Genomic DNA, 17,243 nt, shown 5'->3' on the forward strand with positions numbered 1-17,243 from the left:
GCTCCGATGGAGCGGCTGGTGCGCATCGCCGCGGTGCTGCGCGCCAACGGTGACGTGGGCGTGCCCGGTGCGCGGCTCGCCGAGGTCGCCGGCTTCAGCGGTGACGGCGCGATGGACCAGCTCGCGCGCGACATCCGCCACCTCACCGCGCGGGGGTGGCAGATCGAGAACGTCGCCGGCCGTGGCGAGGCCGCGCGCTACCGCATGCGCGCGATCGACAACCGGTTGCGGGTGCGCCTCACCCCGCCGCAGCTGCGGGCCGTGCAGCGTGCCGCGTTGCTGGCGGACCGGGGCGACCTGGTCGAGCGGCTGGGCCTGGCCGGTGCCGCGGCTCCCGACGCTCCGGACGTCTCCGCCGGCCTGCCGACCTCGCAGTACGACGAGCGTCTCGACGCCGTCCTGCGTGCCGTGCGGCTGCGGTCGGTGCTGCGGTTCGACTACAACGGCCGCGCGCGAGCGGTGCACCCGGAGTCGGTCCGCACCCAGAACGGCAAGTGGTACCTCCGGGGCCAGGAGGACGGCACGGCGGACGGCCTGGTCAAGGCGTTCGTGGTCGGCCGCATGGGCGAGGTCGACGTCGACGACCCCGGCACGGCGCGACGGGTGCCGGCGCCGCGCCACGTCGGCCTGCACCCGATGACCTGGGAGATCGACCCGCCGGTCGACGTCACGCTGCGCACCTCGCCCGACTACGAGCCCGACGTCCACCGGTGGCTCGGGCCGCCGGCCGGGACGCAGACCGCAGACGGCGAGGTGGTGCTGCGCTACCGCGTCACCAACCGTGCCGCGCTGCGGGCACGGCTCTACGAGCTGGGGCGGCGCGTGGTCCTGGAGGGGCCGGAGGAGATCCGTCGCGACGTGGTGGCCGACCTCGAGGAGAGGGCGGACCTGAGGTGAGGGGGCAGGCATGAGCAAGGGACCGCAGTACGCCGCCCGGGTGGCCCGGCTGCCCGAGGTGTTCGAGCTGCTCTCGGCGCATCCGGCCGGCGTACCGCTGGCCCGGCTGGCCGAGGAGGTCGGCGCGCCGGCCGACGAGCTGCGTGAGGACCTGCTGGCCTTCTACAGCGCCGACCTGATGGAGGGTGACCCGCTGCTGGGGCTCTTCCGGCCGCCGGTGCTGGAGTTCCTCGGCGACGACGGTGCCGAGGCCGACCCCCACCAGGCCGAGGTCGTCCGCGTGGTCGACGAGCACCCGGCCGACGAGCTGGGCGTGCAGTACGTCGACGCCTCCGAGCTCGCACTGGTCTACACCGCGGCGTCCGCGCTGCACGACATCGAGCCCGACGAGGACCTCGCCGCCGCCATCGACGTGCTCACCGAGACCATGGTCGGGCGCGAGGCCGGCCCGGAGCCGACCGCGGCCCGGTGGAACCGTGCGCTGCGCCCGCTGCAGACCGCACAGCGCCAGCGCAATGCGGTGCGCGTCGTCTACTCGCGGGCGTGGGACCACGCGGTGACGCCCCCGCGGGTGATCCACCCCTACCGGCTGGTGCAGACCCGCCGCGGCTGGGAGGTCGACGCCGGTCCGCCGGATCCCGATGGCTCGCTGCGGACCTACCTGCTCTCCGGCGTGCGCGAGTTCGAGGTGCTCGAGGAGCAGTTCGTCCTGCCCGACGACCTGCCGCAGCGCCTCGCCGAGCAGCGGGCGACGTCGACGGTGACGGTGGTCCTGCCGCACCACGCCCGGTGGGCGGCGGACATGTACGCCGAGAACGTCACGGTCGTGCGCGCCGACGAGGACGACGTCGAGCTCGAGCTGGAGTGCCTGGAGCCGCTGGAGCGGCGCGTCGGCATGCTGCTGCTCGCTGCCGGTCCGGACAGCTTCGTGCGGGAGCCCGCGGACCTGCGCCACGCCGGGGTGGTGCTCGCCGAGGAGCTGCTGGTCCACCACCGCGTCACCGGCTGAGGCCGGTGCGGCCCGGCGGGGGACGGTGGGGCGGTCGCAGTCGGTGGTGAGGTGCCGATAGTGTTGTTGCAAACGATCTGCAACAACGAACAAGGTGCAACAAGTGGCGGTGGCTGTGCGGGCGCCGGGCCGACCCGGGCGCGTCGACTCCTCGCGTGGTGACGCACGGGGAGCGCGCTGGGTGCTCGGGCTGACGCTCGCCTTGGGGCTCTCCGCCGTCGCCGCCACGGCGCTCGGTGCGGTCGCGATCGGGTTCGGCACGGTCGTGGAGGTGCTGGGGCACCACCTCTTCCTGGTGCCCGAGCAGCAGGCCTGGAGCGCACCCCGCGACGCCATCGTCTGGCAGGTGCGGCTGCCGCGCGTGGTGCTCGCCGTCACCGTCGGCGCCGGTCTCGCCGTCGCCGGGCTGGCGTTGCAGGCGATGGTGCGCAACCTGCTCGCCGACCCCTACCTCCTCGGCGTCAACTCCGGCGCCTCGACCGGTGCGGCGGCCGCCATCCTCTTCGGGGTGACGCTCGGCCTCGGGGAGCACGCGCTGGCCGGGAGTGCGTTCCTCGGCGCGCTCGCCGCGTCCGTCCTCGTCTACGCCATCGCCCGCAGCGGCGGTCGCGTCACCTCGGTCCGGCTGCTGCTGGCCGGCGTCGCGGTCGGCTACGCGCTCCAGGCGGTCACCAGCTTCCTGATCTTCGCCTCCGACTCCGCGGAGGGGGCCCGGTCGGTCATGTTCTGGTTGCTCGGCTCCCTCGCCCTCGCGGAGTGGGGCGCGTCGCTGCTGGTCGCCGCGACGGTGGTCGTCCTCACCGTGGCGGTGCTCACGGCCGCAGGGCCACGCCTGGACGCCCTCGCCATCGGCGACGAGACCGCGCTCAGCCTGGGGGTGCCGCCGGAGCGGTTCCGGATGCTGCTGCTCGTGGTCGTCGCCCTGTGCATCGCCGTGGTGGTCTCGGCCGCCGGGAGCATCGGCTTCGTCGGCCTCGTCGTGCCCCATCTCGCGCGCCGTGCGGTCGGGGCGGCGCATCGCTGGACGGTGCCCGTGGCCGCCCTCATGGGAGCCGTGCTGCTGCTGTGGGCCGACGTCCTGGCCCGCACCGTCCTCGCCCCGCAGGAGATCCCGATCGGGATCATCACCGCCGTACTCGGGGCGCCCTTCCTGCTCTTGCTCGTCCGCCGCCTGCACGTCGCCGCCCCGTGACCGAGGAGTCCCGCATGTGCCCTGCCCGTCCCCTGATCGCCCTGCTCACGCTGCTGGGCCTGTCCGCGTGCGGCCTGGTCGCCCCGGGTGAGGCGGAGGAGTCGACGTCGTCGGCCGACGGCTACCCGCTGGTCCTGGAGAACTGTGGTGCCGACGTACGACTGGAGGCTGCGCCGGAGAGGGTCGTGCTGCTCAAGAGTGCGGCCGTGCCGTTCCTGTCGCGCCTGGGCGTGCTCGACCGGGTGGTCGCCCGGGCGGGGGAGTACCCCCGCGACTACTACGACGACGCCACGTGGGCGGCCCTCGAGGAGGTCCCGGCGCTCACGAGCGAGACCGACACCTCCGGCCACCTCCAGATCTCCAAGGAGGTGGTGATCGACCAGCAGCCCGACCTCGTGCTCGGCGAGGTGGACAACCTCAGTCGCGACACGCTGGCCGCGGTCGACGTACCGCTCCTGGAGGAGCCGGCGATGTGCGCGGCCGGGATCGAGGACCCGGGCTTCGACGACGTGCGGTCCCAGCTCCGGGCGTACGGCGAGGTCTTCGACCGCCGCGCCGAGGCCGACCAGGCGGTCGCCGAGCTCGACGACCGCCTCGAGGAGCTCTCCGCCGGCACCGAGGGGGAGGAGCGGACGGCCGCGGTCCTCTACCCGACGGTCGGGGGCGGCGTGACCTACGCCTACGGCAGCCGCAGCATGGCGCACCCGGTGCTCGAGGCCGCCGGCTTCGAGAACGTGTACGCCGACACCGACGAGCGCGTCTTCGAGGTGACGGCGGAGGAGCTGGTCGGCAGGGACCCCGACGTCCTGGTCCTGCTGCACAGCGCCGGCGACCCGGACGAGGTCGTCGACGCCGTGACCCGGCTCCCCGGGGCCGGCCGGATGACGGCGGTCCGCGACGGCGAACTGATGCCGTTGCTGTTCAACTACGTCGAGCCTCCCACGCCGCTGTCGGTGGAGGGCCTGGCCATGGTGCGGGAACGGTTCGGGGACGGCGCATGATCACCGCGTCCGCCCTCACCTACGCCTACGGGCTACGCGACCCGGTCGTCTCCGAGGTGTCGCTGGTCGCGCGCCCGGGGCGGGTGCTGGGTCTCCTCGGCCCCAACGGCAGCGGGAAGACGACCGTGCTGCGCATGTTGCACGGGTCGCTGCGGCCGGACCGGGGGACGGTGCACGTGGGGGAGGAGCCGCTGGCGCGGCTCTCGGCCCGCGAGGTGGCGCGTCGCCTGGCGGTCGTCGTGCAGGAGGCCGGTGGCGAGTCGGTGCTGACGGTGCGCGAGATGGTGCTGCTGGGTCGGCTCCCGCGCCTGGGCACCTTCGGCCGTGCCGGCGTCCACGACCACGCCGTCGCCGACGAGGCGCTCGCCCGGGTCGGCGCGGAGCACCTCCGGTCCCGCGGGTTCGGCGAGCTGTCCGGCGGCGAGCGTCAGCGGGTGCTGGTCGCCCGCGCCCTGGCCCAGGAGTCGGCGTTCCTGCTGCTCGACGAGCCGACCAACCACCTCGACATCCGTTTCCAGCACGACGTCCTCGGACTGGTCCGGAGCGTGGCGACGAGTGCCGTCGTGGTGCTGCACGACCTCAACCTGGCGGCGCGCTACTGCGACGACCTCGTCCTGCTCGACGGCGGCAGGGTCGTCGCCGCCGGCACGCCCGAGGAGGTGCTGGAGCCCGCGTTGCTCGAGTCCGTCTATGGCATCGGCGTCCGACGCACGAGTGTCGACCAGCAGGTGCAGCTGCTGTTCCGTCCCCTGCACGACCCGCAAGGAGCCACCACATGACCACGACCGACCAGGCGCTCACCGTCCAGGACCGCATCGACCGCTACTGGAGCGATCGCGCGGCGTCCTACGACGACCACCAGCGCCGTCCCGACCGCCTCCCGCTCAACGATGCCGCGTGGGAGGACGTGTGGGCCGAGGCGCTGCCGCCGGCGCCGGCCACGGTCCTCGACGTGGGCACCGGGAGTGGCTACGTCGCGTTCCGGCTCGCCGCGCTCGGTCACGACGTCACCGCCACCGACCGCGCCGCCGGGATGCTGGAGCGGGCCCGCCAGCACGCCGGCGACGGCACACGCGTCCCGCGGTTCCGGCACGGCGACGCGGTCGCCCCCGACTTCAACGACGGCGCGTTCGACGCGGTCGTCAACCGCTACGTGATGTGGACGCTGCGCGACCCGGTCACCGCACTGGCGAACTGGCGCCGCCTGCTCCGGCCCGGCGGCACCCTCGCTCTGGTCGACTCGACCTGGTTCCCCGACGGCCTCGACGCCGACACCACTGACGACTTCGTGCGGTGGTACGACGACGAGGTGCGGTCCGCGCTGCCGCTGGCCCCGTCGCGCAGCATCGGCGACACCGCGGACGTGGTTGCAGCCGCCGGATTCCGTGGCGTGACCGTCACCCCGCTGACGCGCATCCTCGAGCTCGACCGGGAGTACGGCGCCGCGCCCGGTCACGAGGTGCGGCTGCAGTTCCTGGTGCGGGCGAGTGCCTGAGCGATGGGGAACGACGAAGGGCCGGGACACGATCGTGTCCCGGCCCTTCGCGTGATGTACGCCATCAGGGACTCGAACCCCGAACCCTCTGATTAAGAGTCAGATGCTCTAACCGATTGAGCTAATGGCGCCCGTGGTGAAGCGAGAAGTAGATTACCAGCGGGCGACGCGGCCGGGAAATCGAGGTGCGGTGGCACTGCTCACCCCTCCAGCACTGCCCGCGCGGCGTGGTAGCCGCCCAGCCCGGAGACCGCACCACCGCGCTGCGATCCGGACCCGCACATCAGCACCGAGCCGATCTCGGTCGCCACGCCCCAGCGCGCCGCCGGGGTGTCCAGGTCGGCCGGATCGACGTCGTCGGCGAGCCACGGCCACCCCAGGTCGCCGTGGAAGATGTGGCCGCCCGGCATGCCGAGGTCGGCCTCGACGTCCTGGGGCACCTTCGCCTCCAGGCACGGGTTCCCGGCGGCGTCGCGCGCCAGGCAGGACTCGATCGGGTCCAGCAGGTGCTCGTCGAGCGCGGCGAGGGCGCGGCGTACGGCCTCGTCCTTGGTGGCCGCGGGATCCGCGGCGAACAGCGAGGCGGGCGTGTGCAGCCCGAAGTAGGTCAGCGTGTGGGTGCCGGGTGGCACGTCGCCCAGGATGCTCGGGTCGCTCAGGGAGTGGCAGTAGACCTCGCCCGGCATCGGGTCGGGGAGCCGACCGGCGGCCGCTGCGTCGTACGCCGCACCGAGCTGGGAGTAGTCCTCGCCGAGGTGCAGCGTGCCGGCAAAGGCCTGCTCGGGGTCGACGCCGGAGCGCAGGCGCGGCAGCCGGGAGAGCAGCAGGTTGATCTTGAGCTGGGCGCCCTCGGGTGCCGGGCCCTCCGGTGCGCCGAGCAGCCGCCGGAGCACCGTGGGTGCGATGTTGGCCAGGACCCGGCACGCGACGGCGCTCCCGCCGTCCCAGTGCACCTCCGTGGCGCCGGGCTCGGCGCGGATGCCGGTCACCTCGACGCCGGTCTCGATCCGCGCGCCGGCGTCGGTCGCGGCGCGTGCGAGGGCGTCGGTGACCGCGCCCATGCCGCCGACGGGCACGCGCCACTCGCCGGTGCCGTTGCCGATCAGGTGGTAGAGGAAGCAGCGGTTCTGCACCAGTGACGGGTCGTGCAGTGAGGCGAAGGTGCCGATGAGTGCGTCGGTGGCCACGACGCCGCGCACCGTGTCGTCGGCGAAGCGTCGTTCGATCGCCTCGCCGAGGGGCCGCTCCACGAGGTCGCGCCAGATGGTCTCCGGGACCTCGTTGCGCAGGCTCGCGGCCGTCGGCAGCGGGCCCAGCAGGCTCGGGGCGACGACGCGGGCGAGCTGCGCCACCTCGTCGTAGAAGTCGCACCACGCGGCGTACTCCGCGTCGCCGCCGGTGAGCGCGCGGAACGAGGCCCATGTCGCCGCTCCCTCCTCGTGCTCGACGAAGAGCCCCGTCGGGGTGCCGCCGCGGACGACGGGGGTGTAGGAGGCCGTGGCCCGCGAGACGAGGCGCAGGTCCAGGTCGAGGTCGTCGACGACCTGCTCGGGGAGCAGGGAGACGAGGTAGGAGTAGCGGGAGAGCCGCGCATCGACGCCCGGGAAGGCCGCCTCGGAGACGGCGGCGCCGCCCACGACGTCCTTGCGTTCGAGGACCAGCACGGACTGGCCCGCGCGGGCGAGGTACGCCGCCGCGGTCAGCCCGTTGTGGCCGCCGCCGACGATGACGGTGTCGTAGGTGCCCGAGGACATGTCCGGACTCTAGTCACGGCGGCCCGCGTGGTGTCGGGAATGGCGGCGGGCGCGCTATGGTTGACGCGGAAACCAAATGTGTTCCGCAACCGGGAGGTGGCCCTCGTGCCCGCGATCACCGTCGACGACCTGACCGTCCTGCCGCGCATCAGCGCGCCCGGCCTGGGGGACCAGCCACGTCCGGTCAAGCAGGTCAGCACCGCCCCGCAGGGCTATGAGGGCGAGGGCTTCCCGGTGCGCCGCGCCTTCGCCGGCCTCGACCTGCGCGACCTCGACCCGTTCATCATGATGGACCAGATGGGGGAGGTGGAGTACGCGCCCGGTGAGCCCAAGGGCACGCCGTGGCACCCGCACCGCGGCTTCGAGACGGTCACCTACATGATCGACGGCGTCATGGGGCACACCGACTCCCACGGCGGTGGCGGGTCGATCACCGACGGCGACACCCAGTGGATGACCGCCGGCAGCGGCATCCTCCACATCGAGACCCCGCCGGAGTGGTTGGTCACCTCCGGCGGCCTGTTCCACGGCGTCCAGCTCTGGGTGAACCTGCCACGCTCGGACAAGCGCACCGACCCGCGCTACCAGGACATCCGGTCCGGCGAGGTCGGCCTGGTCACCACGCCCGACGGCGGCGCCCTGGTGCGGGTGATCGCCGGCGACGTCGACGGCCACGTCGGACCGGGGTCGACGCACACCCCGATGACCATGGTGCACGCGACCCTCGAGCCGGGCGCCCAGCTGGAGCTGCCCTGGCAGGTCGACTTCAACGCGCTCGTCTACGTGCTCAACGGGGCCGGCACGGTCGGCATCGACCGCCAGCCGATCCGGATGGGCCAGTCCGCCGCGCTCGGTGCGGGGGACTACCTCACGCTGGCCGCCGACCAGCGCCAGGAGAGCCGGTCGCCGAAGATGGACGTCATCGTCGTCGGCGGCGAGCCCATCCGCGATGCGATCGCGTGGGCCGGCCCGTTCGTGATGAACACCAAGGCCGAGGTGCTCGAGGCCTACGAGGACTTCCAGAAGGGGCGGTTCGGGCACATCCCGGCCTGACCCCGCGCTCGGTCCTCAGCCGTAGTCGGCGAGGACTCGACGGGCCGCTCCGTCCACGGTGACCGAGCCGCCGTAGGGGAGGATCCACTGGGGTCTGGTGTGACCGAATGGTACGCCGACGCACACCACCGCGGTGGGGTTGTAGCGCGCGATGGTCTCCAGTGCGACGTCGCGCTGGGCCTCGCGGTGGGCGGCCCGCTCGGCCTCGCTGGGCAGCACCGCCTGGTCGAGGTTGGCTGACGCAGCGCGGGCGACGAGCACGGCGTCGACGGCCGAGAGCAGGCCCCGCTCGCCGAGGGCGCGCAGGATCCAGCCGAACTCGCGGGCGGGGATGAGCTCTTCACTGCTCTCCAGCAGCAGCACGCCCCCGCCGAGCACCGCCGGGTCGGCGGGGAAGCGTCCGGCGGTCAGGATCCACTGCAACACCTCGATGCAGCCGCCCCACGTGGGCCCCGTGACCGCTCGCGCCGGCCCGGCCCACGTCCACGGCTCGGTGGGACGCCGGTCGCCGTACTCGGAGAGGGCTGCCGGGTCTGCCCAGTCGCGTCCGAAGTCCTCGGACACGCCCGGGTCGGTCACCTCGAGCCGCCCGCCGGTGAGGAGGGCGGCGCGCAGGGAGTCGGCGTGGCAGGGATCGACGCCGGGGCCGGCGCCGAGATGGACCTGGGTCGAGCCGCCGTAGAAGCCGCGCACACCCTGTTCCCACAGCCACGACAGCACGTTGGTGTTGTCGCTGTAGCCGAGGAACGGCTTGGGGTCGGCCCGTGCGACGTCCGGGTCCAGGTGCGGAACCACGGTGATCTGGTCCTCGCCGCCGATGGTGGCGAGGACGGCACGGATGTCGGGGTCGGCGAACGCGGCATTGAGGTCCGCCGCCCGGTCCTCGGGGGAGGCGTCGAGCCGCCGCGTGGTCGGGTACTCGACCGGCTCGAGACCCGTCAGGTCCCGCAGGCGACGCAGTGCCTGGTCGTGCACCGCGGGCGCCACGGCCGGGGCGGCGAACGACGGCGACACGATCGCGACGCGGTCGCCCGGGCGCGCCTTCGGCGCGGTGGTCGGGGGGCGGGCCATGACCCCATCACACCAGACGACGCCCCCGCCGGTCGCGCCCTGCGGTCGGGCGGCCCGGCGGGGGCGTCTGGGGTGTGTTCAGGCGGTCAGCTCGCGCGTTCCTCGACGGGAACCTCGGCGATCGAACCGTCCTTGATGCCCTGGCGCCACTTGACGATCTCCTCCTTGACCTTCGGCAGCAGCAGGTAGCAGGCCAGCAGGTTGAAGATCGCGCAGAGGAAGAGCATCGAGTCGGCGAAGGTGAGCACCGACCCCAGGTCGACCACGGCACCGACCACGGTGAAGAAGCAGAACAGCGCCTTGAAGAAGTTCTCCCGGCCCTTGGTCTTGCCCACGAGCGTGGTCCAGGCCCGCAGCGTGTAGTAGGACCAGGTGATCAGGGTCGAGAAGGCGAACAGCGCCACGGCCAGCGCGAGGACGTTCTCGAAGCCGGGGAGCACGGTCTCGAAGGACTGCGAGGTCAGGACCACGCCGGTGTCGTTGCTGATCCCCTGACCGATGAGGTCGTTGTAGTCGGTGGCATCGGCCGCGATCACGATGGTGAGCGCGGTCATCGTGCACACGATCACGGTGTCGATGAAGGGCTCGAGCAGGGCCACGAAGCCCTCGCTGACCGGGTTCTTCGTCTTGACCGCGGAGTGCACGATCGGCGCGGAGCCGAGGCCGGCCTCGTTGGAGAAGGCCGCGCGCTGGAAGCCGATGATCAGCACACCGATGACACCACCGGTGATGCCCTCGGGGTTGAAGGCGCCGGAGATGATCGAGCCGAAGGCGGCGGGCACCTCGGTGACGTTGATCAGGATGACCAGCAGGCACGCAGCGATGTAGATCACGGCCATCACGGGGACCAGCTTGCTGGTGACCCGGGCGATCGACCGGACCCCGCCGATGATCACGATGCCGACGAGGGCGGCGAGGACCAGGCCGAAGATCAGCGACGCCGCGTCGGAGCCGAGGAACCCGCTCTCGCCACCGGTGACCTCGACGGCCTGGGAGTAGGTCTGGTTGGCCTGGAAGGCGTTGCCGCCCAGGGCGCCGAAGAGGATCAGGGCGACGGCGAAGAAGCCGACCGCGCCCTTGCTGACGACGCTGCCGAAGCGCTCGAAGGCGACCGGCATGTAGCGGAACGGTCCGCCGGTGACGGTGCCGTCCTCGTGCACCTCGCGGTACTTCACGCCCAGCGTGCACTCCACGAACTTGGTACACATGCCGAGGAGTCCGGCCAGGACCATCCAGAACGTCGCACCCGGTCCACCCACGGTGACCGCGACGGCGACACCGGCGATGTTGCCCAGGCCGACCGTGCCGGACACCGCCGACGCCAACGCCTGGAAGTGGGTGACCTCGCCGGGGTCGCTGGCGCGGGAGTACTTCCCGCGCACCAGGGCCATCGAGGTCGGGAAGGAGCGGAACTGGATCCCGCCGAAGTAGACGGTGAAGATGAATGCTGCGGCCACCAGCCACAGCGCGACGAGCGGGACGTCGACGCCCGCGATCGGCACGGTGAAGAAGACGACGTCGGCGACCGCGGTGGCGACCGGCTCGAAGCCGCTGCTGATGGCGCTCTCCAGGTCTGCCAGCCAGCCGGAGTTCTCCTCGGCTTCGGCGGCCCCCAGTGAGGTGCCTGCGAACAATGTTTGTGTGATCGGCATCACGTCACCCAATCGCATGGGGCCCCGGGAGACAAGTCCCCGCGGTCAGCGGCGCCGGTACGCCGGGGCCCGGCCTGTCAATTCCGGTGACACAGTGTGCAGCAAGGGGAGCACGCGTGGGGGGACCAGGGTGGAGAGGACCACCACGCTGACCGACCGGACCACCGTCGCGGACTGGTCGATGCGCACCAGCGTCGCCTGCAGCTCCTCGTGCGAGGGCGTCGCCACCTGGCACAGGACGTCGTACTCGCCGGTGGTCACGTAGGCCTCGAGCACGTAGGGGATCGCGGCCAGGTCGCGGGCGACCTCGTCGAGTGCTCCCTGGGCGATGTGCAGCGTCACCATCGCCCGCACCGGGAACCCGGCGGCGACCGGGTCCACGGTCGGTCCCCAGTCGGCGATGATCCCGGCGTCCTGGAGTCGGCGCAGCCGGCTCTGCACGGTGGCCCGCGCGACATGGGTGAGCCGGGAGAGCTCCATGTCGCCGACCCGCGGGTGCTCGGTGAGGGCCGAGAGCAGTGCGAGGTCGAGCTCGTCGAGGTCGTGACCGGTCGCCATTGGACTCAGGGTAGTCGATCTGTGTAGTTCGCGGCACCAGAAGACGCGCAGGGTGCACAGGATGTCGAGTGATCAACGGTCAGGTTGCCGAGGTGTGGTCGCGGGCGGTGGGATGTGAGCGGCACCACACGACGAAAGGGTCCCTGCATGAGCCTGCTGACGCACGAAGAGAAGCTCGCCCACCTCGACCTCGACCAGCTCAAGCAGCTCGTCGGCCTGGTGGAGTATGACGACGCCACCGACCCCTTCCCGGTGACCGGGTGGGATGCCGTCGTGTGGGCGGTGGGCAACGCCAAGCAGGCGGCGCACTTCTTCATCAGCGCCCTGGGCATGCGGCTGGTCGCCTACTCGGGACCGGAGACCGGCAACCGCGACCACGCGGCGTACGTCCTGGTCAGTGGCGCCGTGCGGTTCGTCATCAAGGGTGGCGTCGACCCCGACAGCCCGCTCATCGCCCACCAGGCCCGCCACGGCGACGGCGTGGTCGACGTCGCGCTGGAGGTGCCCGACGTCGACCGCTGCATCGAGCACGCGCGCCGGGCGGGGGCGGAGGTCCTCGAGGAGCCGCACGAGGTCACCGACGAGCACGGCACCATCCGGCTCGCCGCGATCGCCACCTACGGCGAGACCCGCCACACGCTGGTCGACCGGTCCCGCTACGACGGCCCCTATTTCCCCGGCTACGTCGAGCGCAGCTCCGGCCACCAGCCATCGCCCGGGGACCCGAAGCGGCTCTTCCAGGCCCTCGACCACGTCGTGGGCAACGTCGAGCTGGGGCGGATGGATGAGTGGGTCGACTTCTACCGCCGCGTCATGGGGTTCGCGAACATGGCCGAGTTCGTGGGCGACGACATCGCCACCGAGTACTCCGCCCTGATGTCGAAGGTCGTGGCCAACGGCAACCACCGCGTGAAGTTCCCGCTCAACGAGCCCGCGGTCGGCAAGCGCAAGTCACAGATCGAGGAGTACCTCGACTTCTACCGCAGCCCCGGCGTGCAGCACCTCGCGCTGGCGACCAACGACATCCTCACCGCCGTCGACACGATGCGTGCGCGCGGCATCGAGTTCCTCCAGGTGCCGGACTCCTACTACGAGGACCCCGAGCTGCGGGCCCGCATCGGCGAGGTGCGCGTCCCCATCGAGGAGCTCCAGCGGCGCGGGATCCTGGTCGACCGCGACGAGGACGGCTACCTGCTCCAGATCTTCACCAAGCCGTTGGGGGACCGCCCCACGGTCTTCTTCGAGTTCATCGAGCGGCACGGGTCGCTCGGGTTCGGCATCGGCAACTTCAAGGCGCTCTTCGAGGCCATCGAGCGCGAGCAGGAGCGTCGGGGTAATACCTGAGGAGCAGGCCATGGCCCACTACCACTGCAGTGGCGCGGTGCCGCCGAAGCGGCACACGCAGTTCCGTGACGACGACGGCCGGTTGCGCTACGAGGAGCTGATGGGGGAGGAGGGGTTCTCCTCGGACTCCTCGCTGCTCTACCACCGCCACGTCCCCTCGGCGATGCTCGAGGCCCGTCCCTGGGAGCTGCCCGACCTCACCACGACGCCGAACTGGCCGCTGGCGCCGCGCCACCTGCGGCTGCACGACCTGTTCGGGGCCGACGAGGCATCACAGCGGGACGCCGTGACGGGCCGCCGTCTCGTGCTCGGCAACGCCGACGTGCGCATCAGCTACGTCCTCGCCGGCGCCGCTTCGCCGCTGTACCGCAACGCGGTGGGCGACGAGTGCGTCTTCGTGGAGGCTGGCCACGGCGTGGTGGAGACGGTGTTCGGCGACCTCACGGCCGGCCCCGGTGACTACGTCGTCCTGCCGCGTGCCACCACCCATCGCTGGGTGCCGACGGGCGGGGAGCCGATGCGGCTCTACGCCATCGAGGGCAACAGCCACATCGCGCCACCCAAGCGGTACCTCTCGCGCTACGGCCAGTTCCTCGAGCACGCGCCGTACTGCGAGCGGGACCTGCGGCTGCCCGACGCGCCGCGCGTGGTCGAGGACACCGAGGTCGAGGTGCTCATCAAGCACCGCGGCAGCGGGGGTGGGTTGGCCGGGACCGTCCACGTGGTGCCCCAGCACCCGTTCGACGTCGTGGGCTGGGACGGGTGCCTCTACCCCTACGTCTTCAACGTCGACGACTTCGAGCCGATCACCGGCCGGGTCCATCAGCCGCCGCCGGTCCACCAGGTCTTCGAGGGGCACAACTTCGTGGTGTGCAACTTCGTGCCGCGCAAGGTCGACTACCACCCGCTGTCGGTGCCGGTGCCGTACTACCACTCCAACGTCGACTCCGACGAGGTCATGTTCTACGTCGCCGGCGACTACGAGGCGCGCAAGGGGTCGGGCATCGGCAGGGGCTCGATCACGCTGCACCCCGGGGGGCACTCCCACGGTCCGCAGCCGAGCGCCATCGAGGCCAGCCTCGGCGTCGAGCGGTTCGACGAGCTCGCCGTCATGGTCGACACCTTCCGGCCACTCGAGCTCGGCGAGGCCGGCCGCGCCAGCGATGACGGCGTCTACCTGCGGTCCTGGTCGCAGGACGCCGGAGCCGACGGCACGTCGCGATGACGCGTCCGGAGGTGCCGTCCGGATCCCTCTTCGGTGCGGCCAACCTGCCCTACGGGGTCTACTCGGTCGACGGCGCCGCGCCGCGGGTGGCGACCCGGTACGGCGACCACGTCGTCGACCTCGCGCTGCTCCTCGGTGACGACGTCTTCGCGGCGCCCTCGCTCAACCCGTTCCTGGCCCAGGGCCACGACCGGTGGGTCGCCGTGCGCGCCGCGATCAGGGACGCGCTCGAGGACGACGTACCCGAGGCCGCGCTGCACGACCACGACGCCGTCACGCTGCACCTCCCGTTCGAGGTGGCCGACTACGTCGACTTCTACGCCTCCGAGCACCACGCGGCGAACCTCGGTCGCCTGTTCCGTCCCGACGCCGCGGACCCGCTGCAGCCCAACTGGAAGCACCTGCCCGTGGGCTACCACGGCCGATCGGCCTCGATCGTGGTCTCGGGCACCGACATCGTCCGGCCGCAGGGGCAGCGGTTGCCGGCGGCGGGTGCGCGCGGCGGCACCCCGGTGCCGGAGTTCGGGCCGTCCCAGCGACTGGACCTCGAGGCGGAGCTCGGCTTCGTCGTGGGCACCGGCAGCGCGGCGGGGGAGCCGATCCCGGTCGCCGACGCCGAGCGACACCTGTTCGGCGTCGTGCTGTTCAACGACTGGTCCGCCCGCGACCTGCAGGCCTGGGAGTACGTGCCGCTCGGACCGATGCTCGGCAAGTCCTTCGCCTCGACGGTCTCGCCGTGGGTCGTGCCGCTGCCAGCACTGGACGCAGCCCGGGTCGCGACGCCGGTGCAGGACCCGCCGGTGCTGCCCTACCTGGCGATGCCGCAGCCGTGGGGACTCGACGTCGAGGTCGAGGTGGTGTGGAACGACGAGGTCGTCAGCCGCCCGCCGTACGCCGCGATGTACTGGTCGCCGGCCCAGATGCTGGCCCACCTGACCGCGAACGGCGCGCCGACGCGGCCCGGGGACCTGTTCGCCTCGGGCACCGTCTCGGGTCCGGCCCGCACCGAGCGCGGGGCGCTCATCGAGCTCACCTGGGACGGCGCCGATCCGCTGGTGCTCGACGGGGTGCCGCGGACCTACCTCGAGGACGGCGACGAGGTGGTGCTGCGCGCCACCGCGCCGGCCACCGACGGCGGCCGGCTCGGACTGGGCGAGGCCCGCGGCCGCATCCTGCCCGCGCGCTGACGTCGTCCGCGCGACGGCGTCACGGGAGGGTGCGTTCGAAGAAGTGGTCGGCGTAGGGGTTGTCGTTGTAGCGCTCGGTGCGCCGGTAGCCCATCCGCTCGTAGAGGTCGATCGCCTCGGTCAGGGTCGCGTTGGTGTCGAGGACGACCCGGTCGTGCCCGGTCTGCTGTGCCAGTGCCTCGAGGTGGCGCAGCATCCGCGCCCCCAGGCCGGCACCCCGCCACTCGGCGTCGACCCACATGCGCTTCAGCTCCGCGGTGCGTCCCGGGAGGTCCGGCAACGGACGGATCCCACCGTGGGCGACGGGAGCGCCCCCGCTGGTGGCGACGACGTACGTCGCCCCCGGCTCGGCGGCCTCAGGGCCGTCGGGCTCGAACCCGGCGGGGAAGCGTGCGGCGAGCTCGGCGACGTAGCGCCGGGTCGCCTCGCGGGCGACGGCGTCATCGGGCGGGACCGTCCGGAGCTCGACGGTGGCGGCACGCACCAGCAGGTCGGCGGTGGCCAGGGCCTCGGAGAGCCGCGTGCGCTGCCGTTCGGTCAGTGGGGAGAGCAGCTCCACCGCGAGGTCCTCGGACCGGCGGTCCAGGTCCTCGACCGCAGCACGACCGTCGGCGGTGAGGTGCACGACCCGTCGCCGGGCGTCGACCGGGTCCGGCCCGATGCTGACGAGCCGGTCGCCCTCCAGGCGACGCAGCAGGCGGGAGAGGTGTCCCGAGTCCAGGCCGAGGTGCTCCCGGAGCCGTCGGACGGTGGTGCCCTCGTCGGCGCCGACCTCGAACAGCACGCGGTTGACCGCGAGCGGTCGGCCGGTGCCCAGGAACGACTCCTCCAGGACCCCGATGCGCTGGGTGTAGGTCCGGTTGAACCGGCGCAGGACCGCGGTGCTCTCCATTCCTCTGACTCTAGTCAGAGGAATGGAGAGCGGCAAGCACGGACCGGCCACGAAAAAGGCCGAAGGCCGACCTCCTGCGGAGGCCGGCCTTCGGCGTGCTGGGGTGAGTGACGGGGCTTGAACCCGCGACCCTCGCGACCACAACGCGATGCTCTACCAGCTGAGCTACACCCACCGTGGGCCCATGCGGGCCGGGACGAGTGTAGACGCATGGTGGTCAGGACGCGGAATCGGTGTCGCCCTGCTCGCCCAGTCCGGTGATCGCGCCCCCGTGGCGGTCGGCCAGGGCCTTCGCCGTGTCGCTGCTGGGGCCGGGCTGGGGCTGGAACACCGCCTCGCGGTAGTAGCGCAGCTCCTCGATGCTCTCCTGGATGTCGGCGAGGGCGCGGTGGTTGCCGCGCTTGGGTGGGGAGTTGTAGTAGGCCCGCGGGTACCAGCGACGGGAGAGCTCCTTGACCGAGGAGACGTCGACGATGCGGTAGTGGAGGAAGTCGTCGAGCGCCGGCATGTCGCGGGCGATGAAGCCGCGGTCCGTGGCGACCGAGTTGCCGGCGAGTGGGGGACGAGCGCCCTTGCCGACGTGCTCGCGCAGGTAGGCCAAGACCTGCTCCTCGGCCTCCTGCAGCGTCACGCCGGCGTGCAGGTCGTCCAGCAGCCCCGAGGTCGTGTGCATGTCCCGCACCAGGTCGATCATCTGGTCCAGCGCCTCCGCCGGCGGCTTGATGATCACGTCGACGCCCTCACCGAGCACCCGGAGGTCGAAGTCGGTGACGAGCGCAGCGATCTCGATGAGGGCATCGGCCCCCAGGTCCAGGCCCGTCATCTCGCAGTCGATCCACACCAGCCGGTCACTCACGACGCCCCACCCTATGTCGAGGCAGGATCCGGTGCGCGTCCGCGCTCAGGGATTCCT

General features: G+C 72.2%; 16 protein-coding genes and 2 tRNA genes. 10 read left to right on the forward strand and 8 right to left on the reverse strand.

The features are described 5' to 3' along the window. Window positions 1–6 precede the first annotated feature (6 nt). From KUV85_RS01050 to KUV85_RS01075, 6 genes are all read left to right on the forward strand, one after another. A complete protein-coding gene (locus KUV85_RS01050; protein ID WP_219961371.1) occupies window positions 7–897 on the forward strand; it encodes a helix-turn-helix transcriptional regulator in 891 nt (296 codons plus the stop codon). A 10-nt stretch (window positions 898–907) separates the two neighbouring features. Continuing rightward, window positions 908–1,906, forward strand: a complete 999-nt coding sequence (locus tag KUV85_RS01055; protein ID WP_219961372.1) for a WYL domain-containing protein — start codon at window positions 908–910, stop codon at window positions 1,904–1,906. Window positions 1,907–2,087: 181 nt separating this feature from the next. After that, window positions 2,088–3,098 (forward strand): FecCD family ABC transporter permease, encoded by a 1,011-nt coding sequence (locus KUV85_RS01060; RefSeq protein WP_425299392.1) that lies wholly within the window; start codon window positions 2,088–2,090, stop codon window positions 3,096–3,098. Window positions 3,099–3,112: 14 nt separating this feature from the next. Beyond that, the gene (locus KUV85_RS01065) at window positions 3,113–4,099 is read left to right on the forward strand and encodes an ABC transporter substrate-binding protein (RefSeq protein WP_219961374.1); all 987 of its coding nucleotides are present in this window, start codon (window positions 3,113–3,115) and stop codon (window positions 4,097–4,099) included. Continuing rightward, entirely contained in the window at window positions 4,096–4,878 is a 783-nt protein-coding gene (locus tag KUV85_RS01070; protein ID WP_219961375.1) for an ABC transporter ATP-binding protein, read from the forward strand. Before KUV85_RS01065 ends, KUV85_RS01070 begins: the two co-directional genes overlap by 4 nt. Further along, entirely contained in the window at window positions 4,875–5,594 is a 720-nt protein-coding gene (locus KUV85_RS01075; protein WP_219961376.1) for a class I SAM-dependent methyltransferase, read from the forward strand. The genes KUV85_RS01070 and KUV85_RS01075 overlap by 4 nt, the downstream gene beginning before the upstream one ends. A gap of 57 nt (window positions 5,595–5,651) precedes the next feature. Here the strand turns inward: KUV85_RS01075 and KUV85_RS01080 are convergent. Both KUV85_RS01080 and KUV85_RS01085 read right to left on the reverse strand, forming a co-directional pair. Further along, window positions 5,652–5,725 (reverse strand) — tRNA-Lys (locus KUV85_RS01080). Between the two features lie 69 nt (window positions 5,726–5,794). Further along, window positions 5,795–7,348 (reverse strand): phytoene desaturase family protein, encoded by a 1,554-nt coding sequence (locus tag KUV85_RS01085; RefSeq protein ID WP_219961377.1) that lies wholly within the window; start codon window positions 7,346–7,348, stop codon window positions 5,795–5,797. 105 nt (window positions 7,349–7,453) lie between these two features. On the opposite strand from KUV85_RS01085, the gene KUV85_RS01090 reads away from it, so the two are divergent. After that, entirely contained in the window at window positions 7,454–8,401 is a 948-nt protein-coding gene (locus KUV85_RS01090) for a pirin family protein (protein WP_219961378.1), read from the forward strand. Window positions 8,402–8,416: 15 nt separating this feature from the next. Here KUV85_RS01090 and KUV85_RS01095 read toward each other — a convergent pair whose 3' ends face one another. From KUV85_RS01095 to KUV85_RS01105, 3 genes are all read right to left on the reverse strand, one after another. Next, the gene (locus KUV85_RS01095) at window positions 8,417–9,472 is read right to left on the reverse strand and encodes a S66 family peptidase (protein WP_219961379.1); all 1,056 of its coding nucleotides are present in this window, start codon (window positions 9,470–9,472) and stop codon (window positions 8,417–8,419) included. Between the two features lie 86 nt (window positions 9,473–9,558). Continuing rightward, a complete protein-coding gene (locus KUV85_RS01100) occupies window positions 9,559–11,124 on the reverse strand; it encodes an alanine/glycine:cation symporter family protein (RefSeq protein WP_219961380.1) in 1,566 nt (521 codons plus the stop codon). A 45-nt stretch (window positions 11,125–11,169) separates the two neighbouring features. Then, window positions 11,170–11,682 (reverse strand): Lrp/AsnC family transcriptional regulator, encoded by a 513-nt coding sequence (locus KUV85_RS01105; protein WP_219961381.1) that lies wholly within the window; start codon window positions 11,680–11,682, stop codon window positions 11,170–11,172. Window positions 11,683–11,829: 147 nt separating this feature from the next. Between KUV85_RS01105 and hppD the strand changes: the two genes are divergently transcribed. Genes hppD through fahA form a run of 3 tightly spaced genes read left to right on the forward strand, consistent with a single transcriptional unit; the run spans window position 11,830 to window position 15,438 of the window. Further along, window positions 11,830–13,026 carry a 4-hydroxyphenylpyruvate dioxygenase gene (gene hppD, locus KUV85_RS01110; protein ID WP_219961382.1) on the forward strand — a complete coding sequence of 399 codons (1,197 nt, stop codon included), beginning with the start codon at window positions 11,830–11,832 and terminating at the stop codon, window positions 13,024–13,026. 10 nt (window positions 13,027–13,036) lie between these two features. Next, window positions 13,037–14,251: a homogentisate 1,2-dioxygenase gene (locus tag KUV85_RS01115; protein WP_219961383.1), complete on the forward strand. Its 1,215-nt coding sequence runs from the start codon at window positions 13,037–13,039 to the stop codon at window positions 14,249–14,251. Continuing rightward, complete coding sequence (fahA, locus tag KUV85_RS01120) at window positions 14,248–15,438, forward strand: fumarylacetoacetase (RefSeq protein WP_219961384.1); 1,191 nt, start codon at window positions 14,248–14,250, stop codon at window positions 15,436–15,438. Before KUV85_RS01115 ends, fahA begins: the two co-directional genes overlap by 4 nt. Before the next feature lie 19 nt (window positions 15,439–15,457). On the opposite strand, the gene KUV85_RS01125 is transcribed toward fahA, so the two are convergent. The 3 genes from KUV85_RS01125 to orn form a co-directional block, all read right to left on the reverse strand. Then, window positions 15,458–16,330 (reverse strand): helix-turn-helix domain-containing GNAT family N-acetyltransferase, encoded by an 873-nt coding sequence (locus KUV85_RS01125; RefSeq protein WP_219961385.1) that lies wholly within the window; start codon window positions 16,328–16,330, stop codon window positions 15,458–15,460. Window positions 16,331–16,429: 99 nt separating this feature from the next. Beyond that, window positions 16,430–16,505, reverse strand: a tRNA-His gene (locus KUV85_RS01130). A 42-nt stretch (window positions 16,506–16,547) separates the two neighbouring features. Then, window positions 16,548–17,186 carry an oligoribonuclease gene (gene orn, locus KUV85_RS01135; RefSeq protein ID WP_219961386.1) on the reverse strand — a complete coding sequence of 213 codons (639 nt, stop codon included), beginning with the start codon at window positions 17,184–17,186 and terminating at the stop codon, window positions 16,548–16,550. Between the last annotated feature and the right edge of the window lie 57 nt (window positions 17,187–17,243).

The organism is Nocardioides panacisoli, from assembly GCF_019448235.1.
In the GTDB taxonomy this organism is placed as follows: domain Bacteria; phylum Actinomycetota; class Actinomycetes; order Propionibacteriales; family Nocardioidaceae; genus Nocardioides; species Nocardioides panacisoli_A.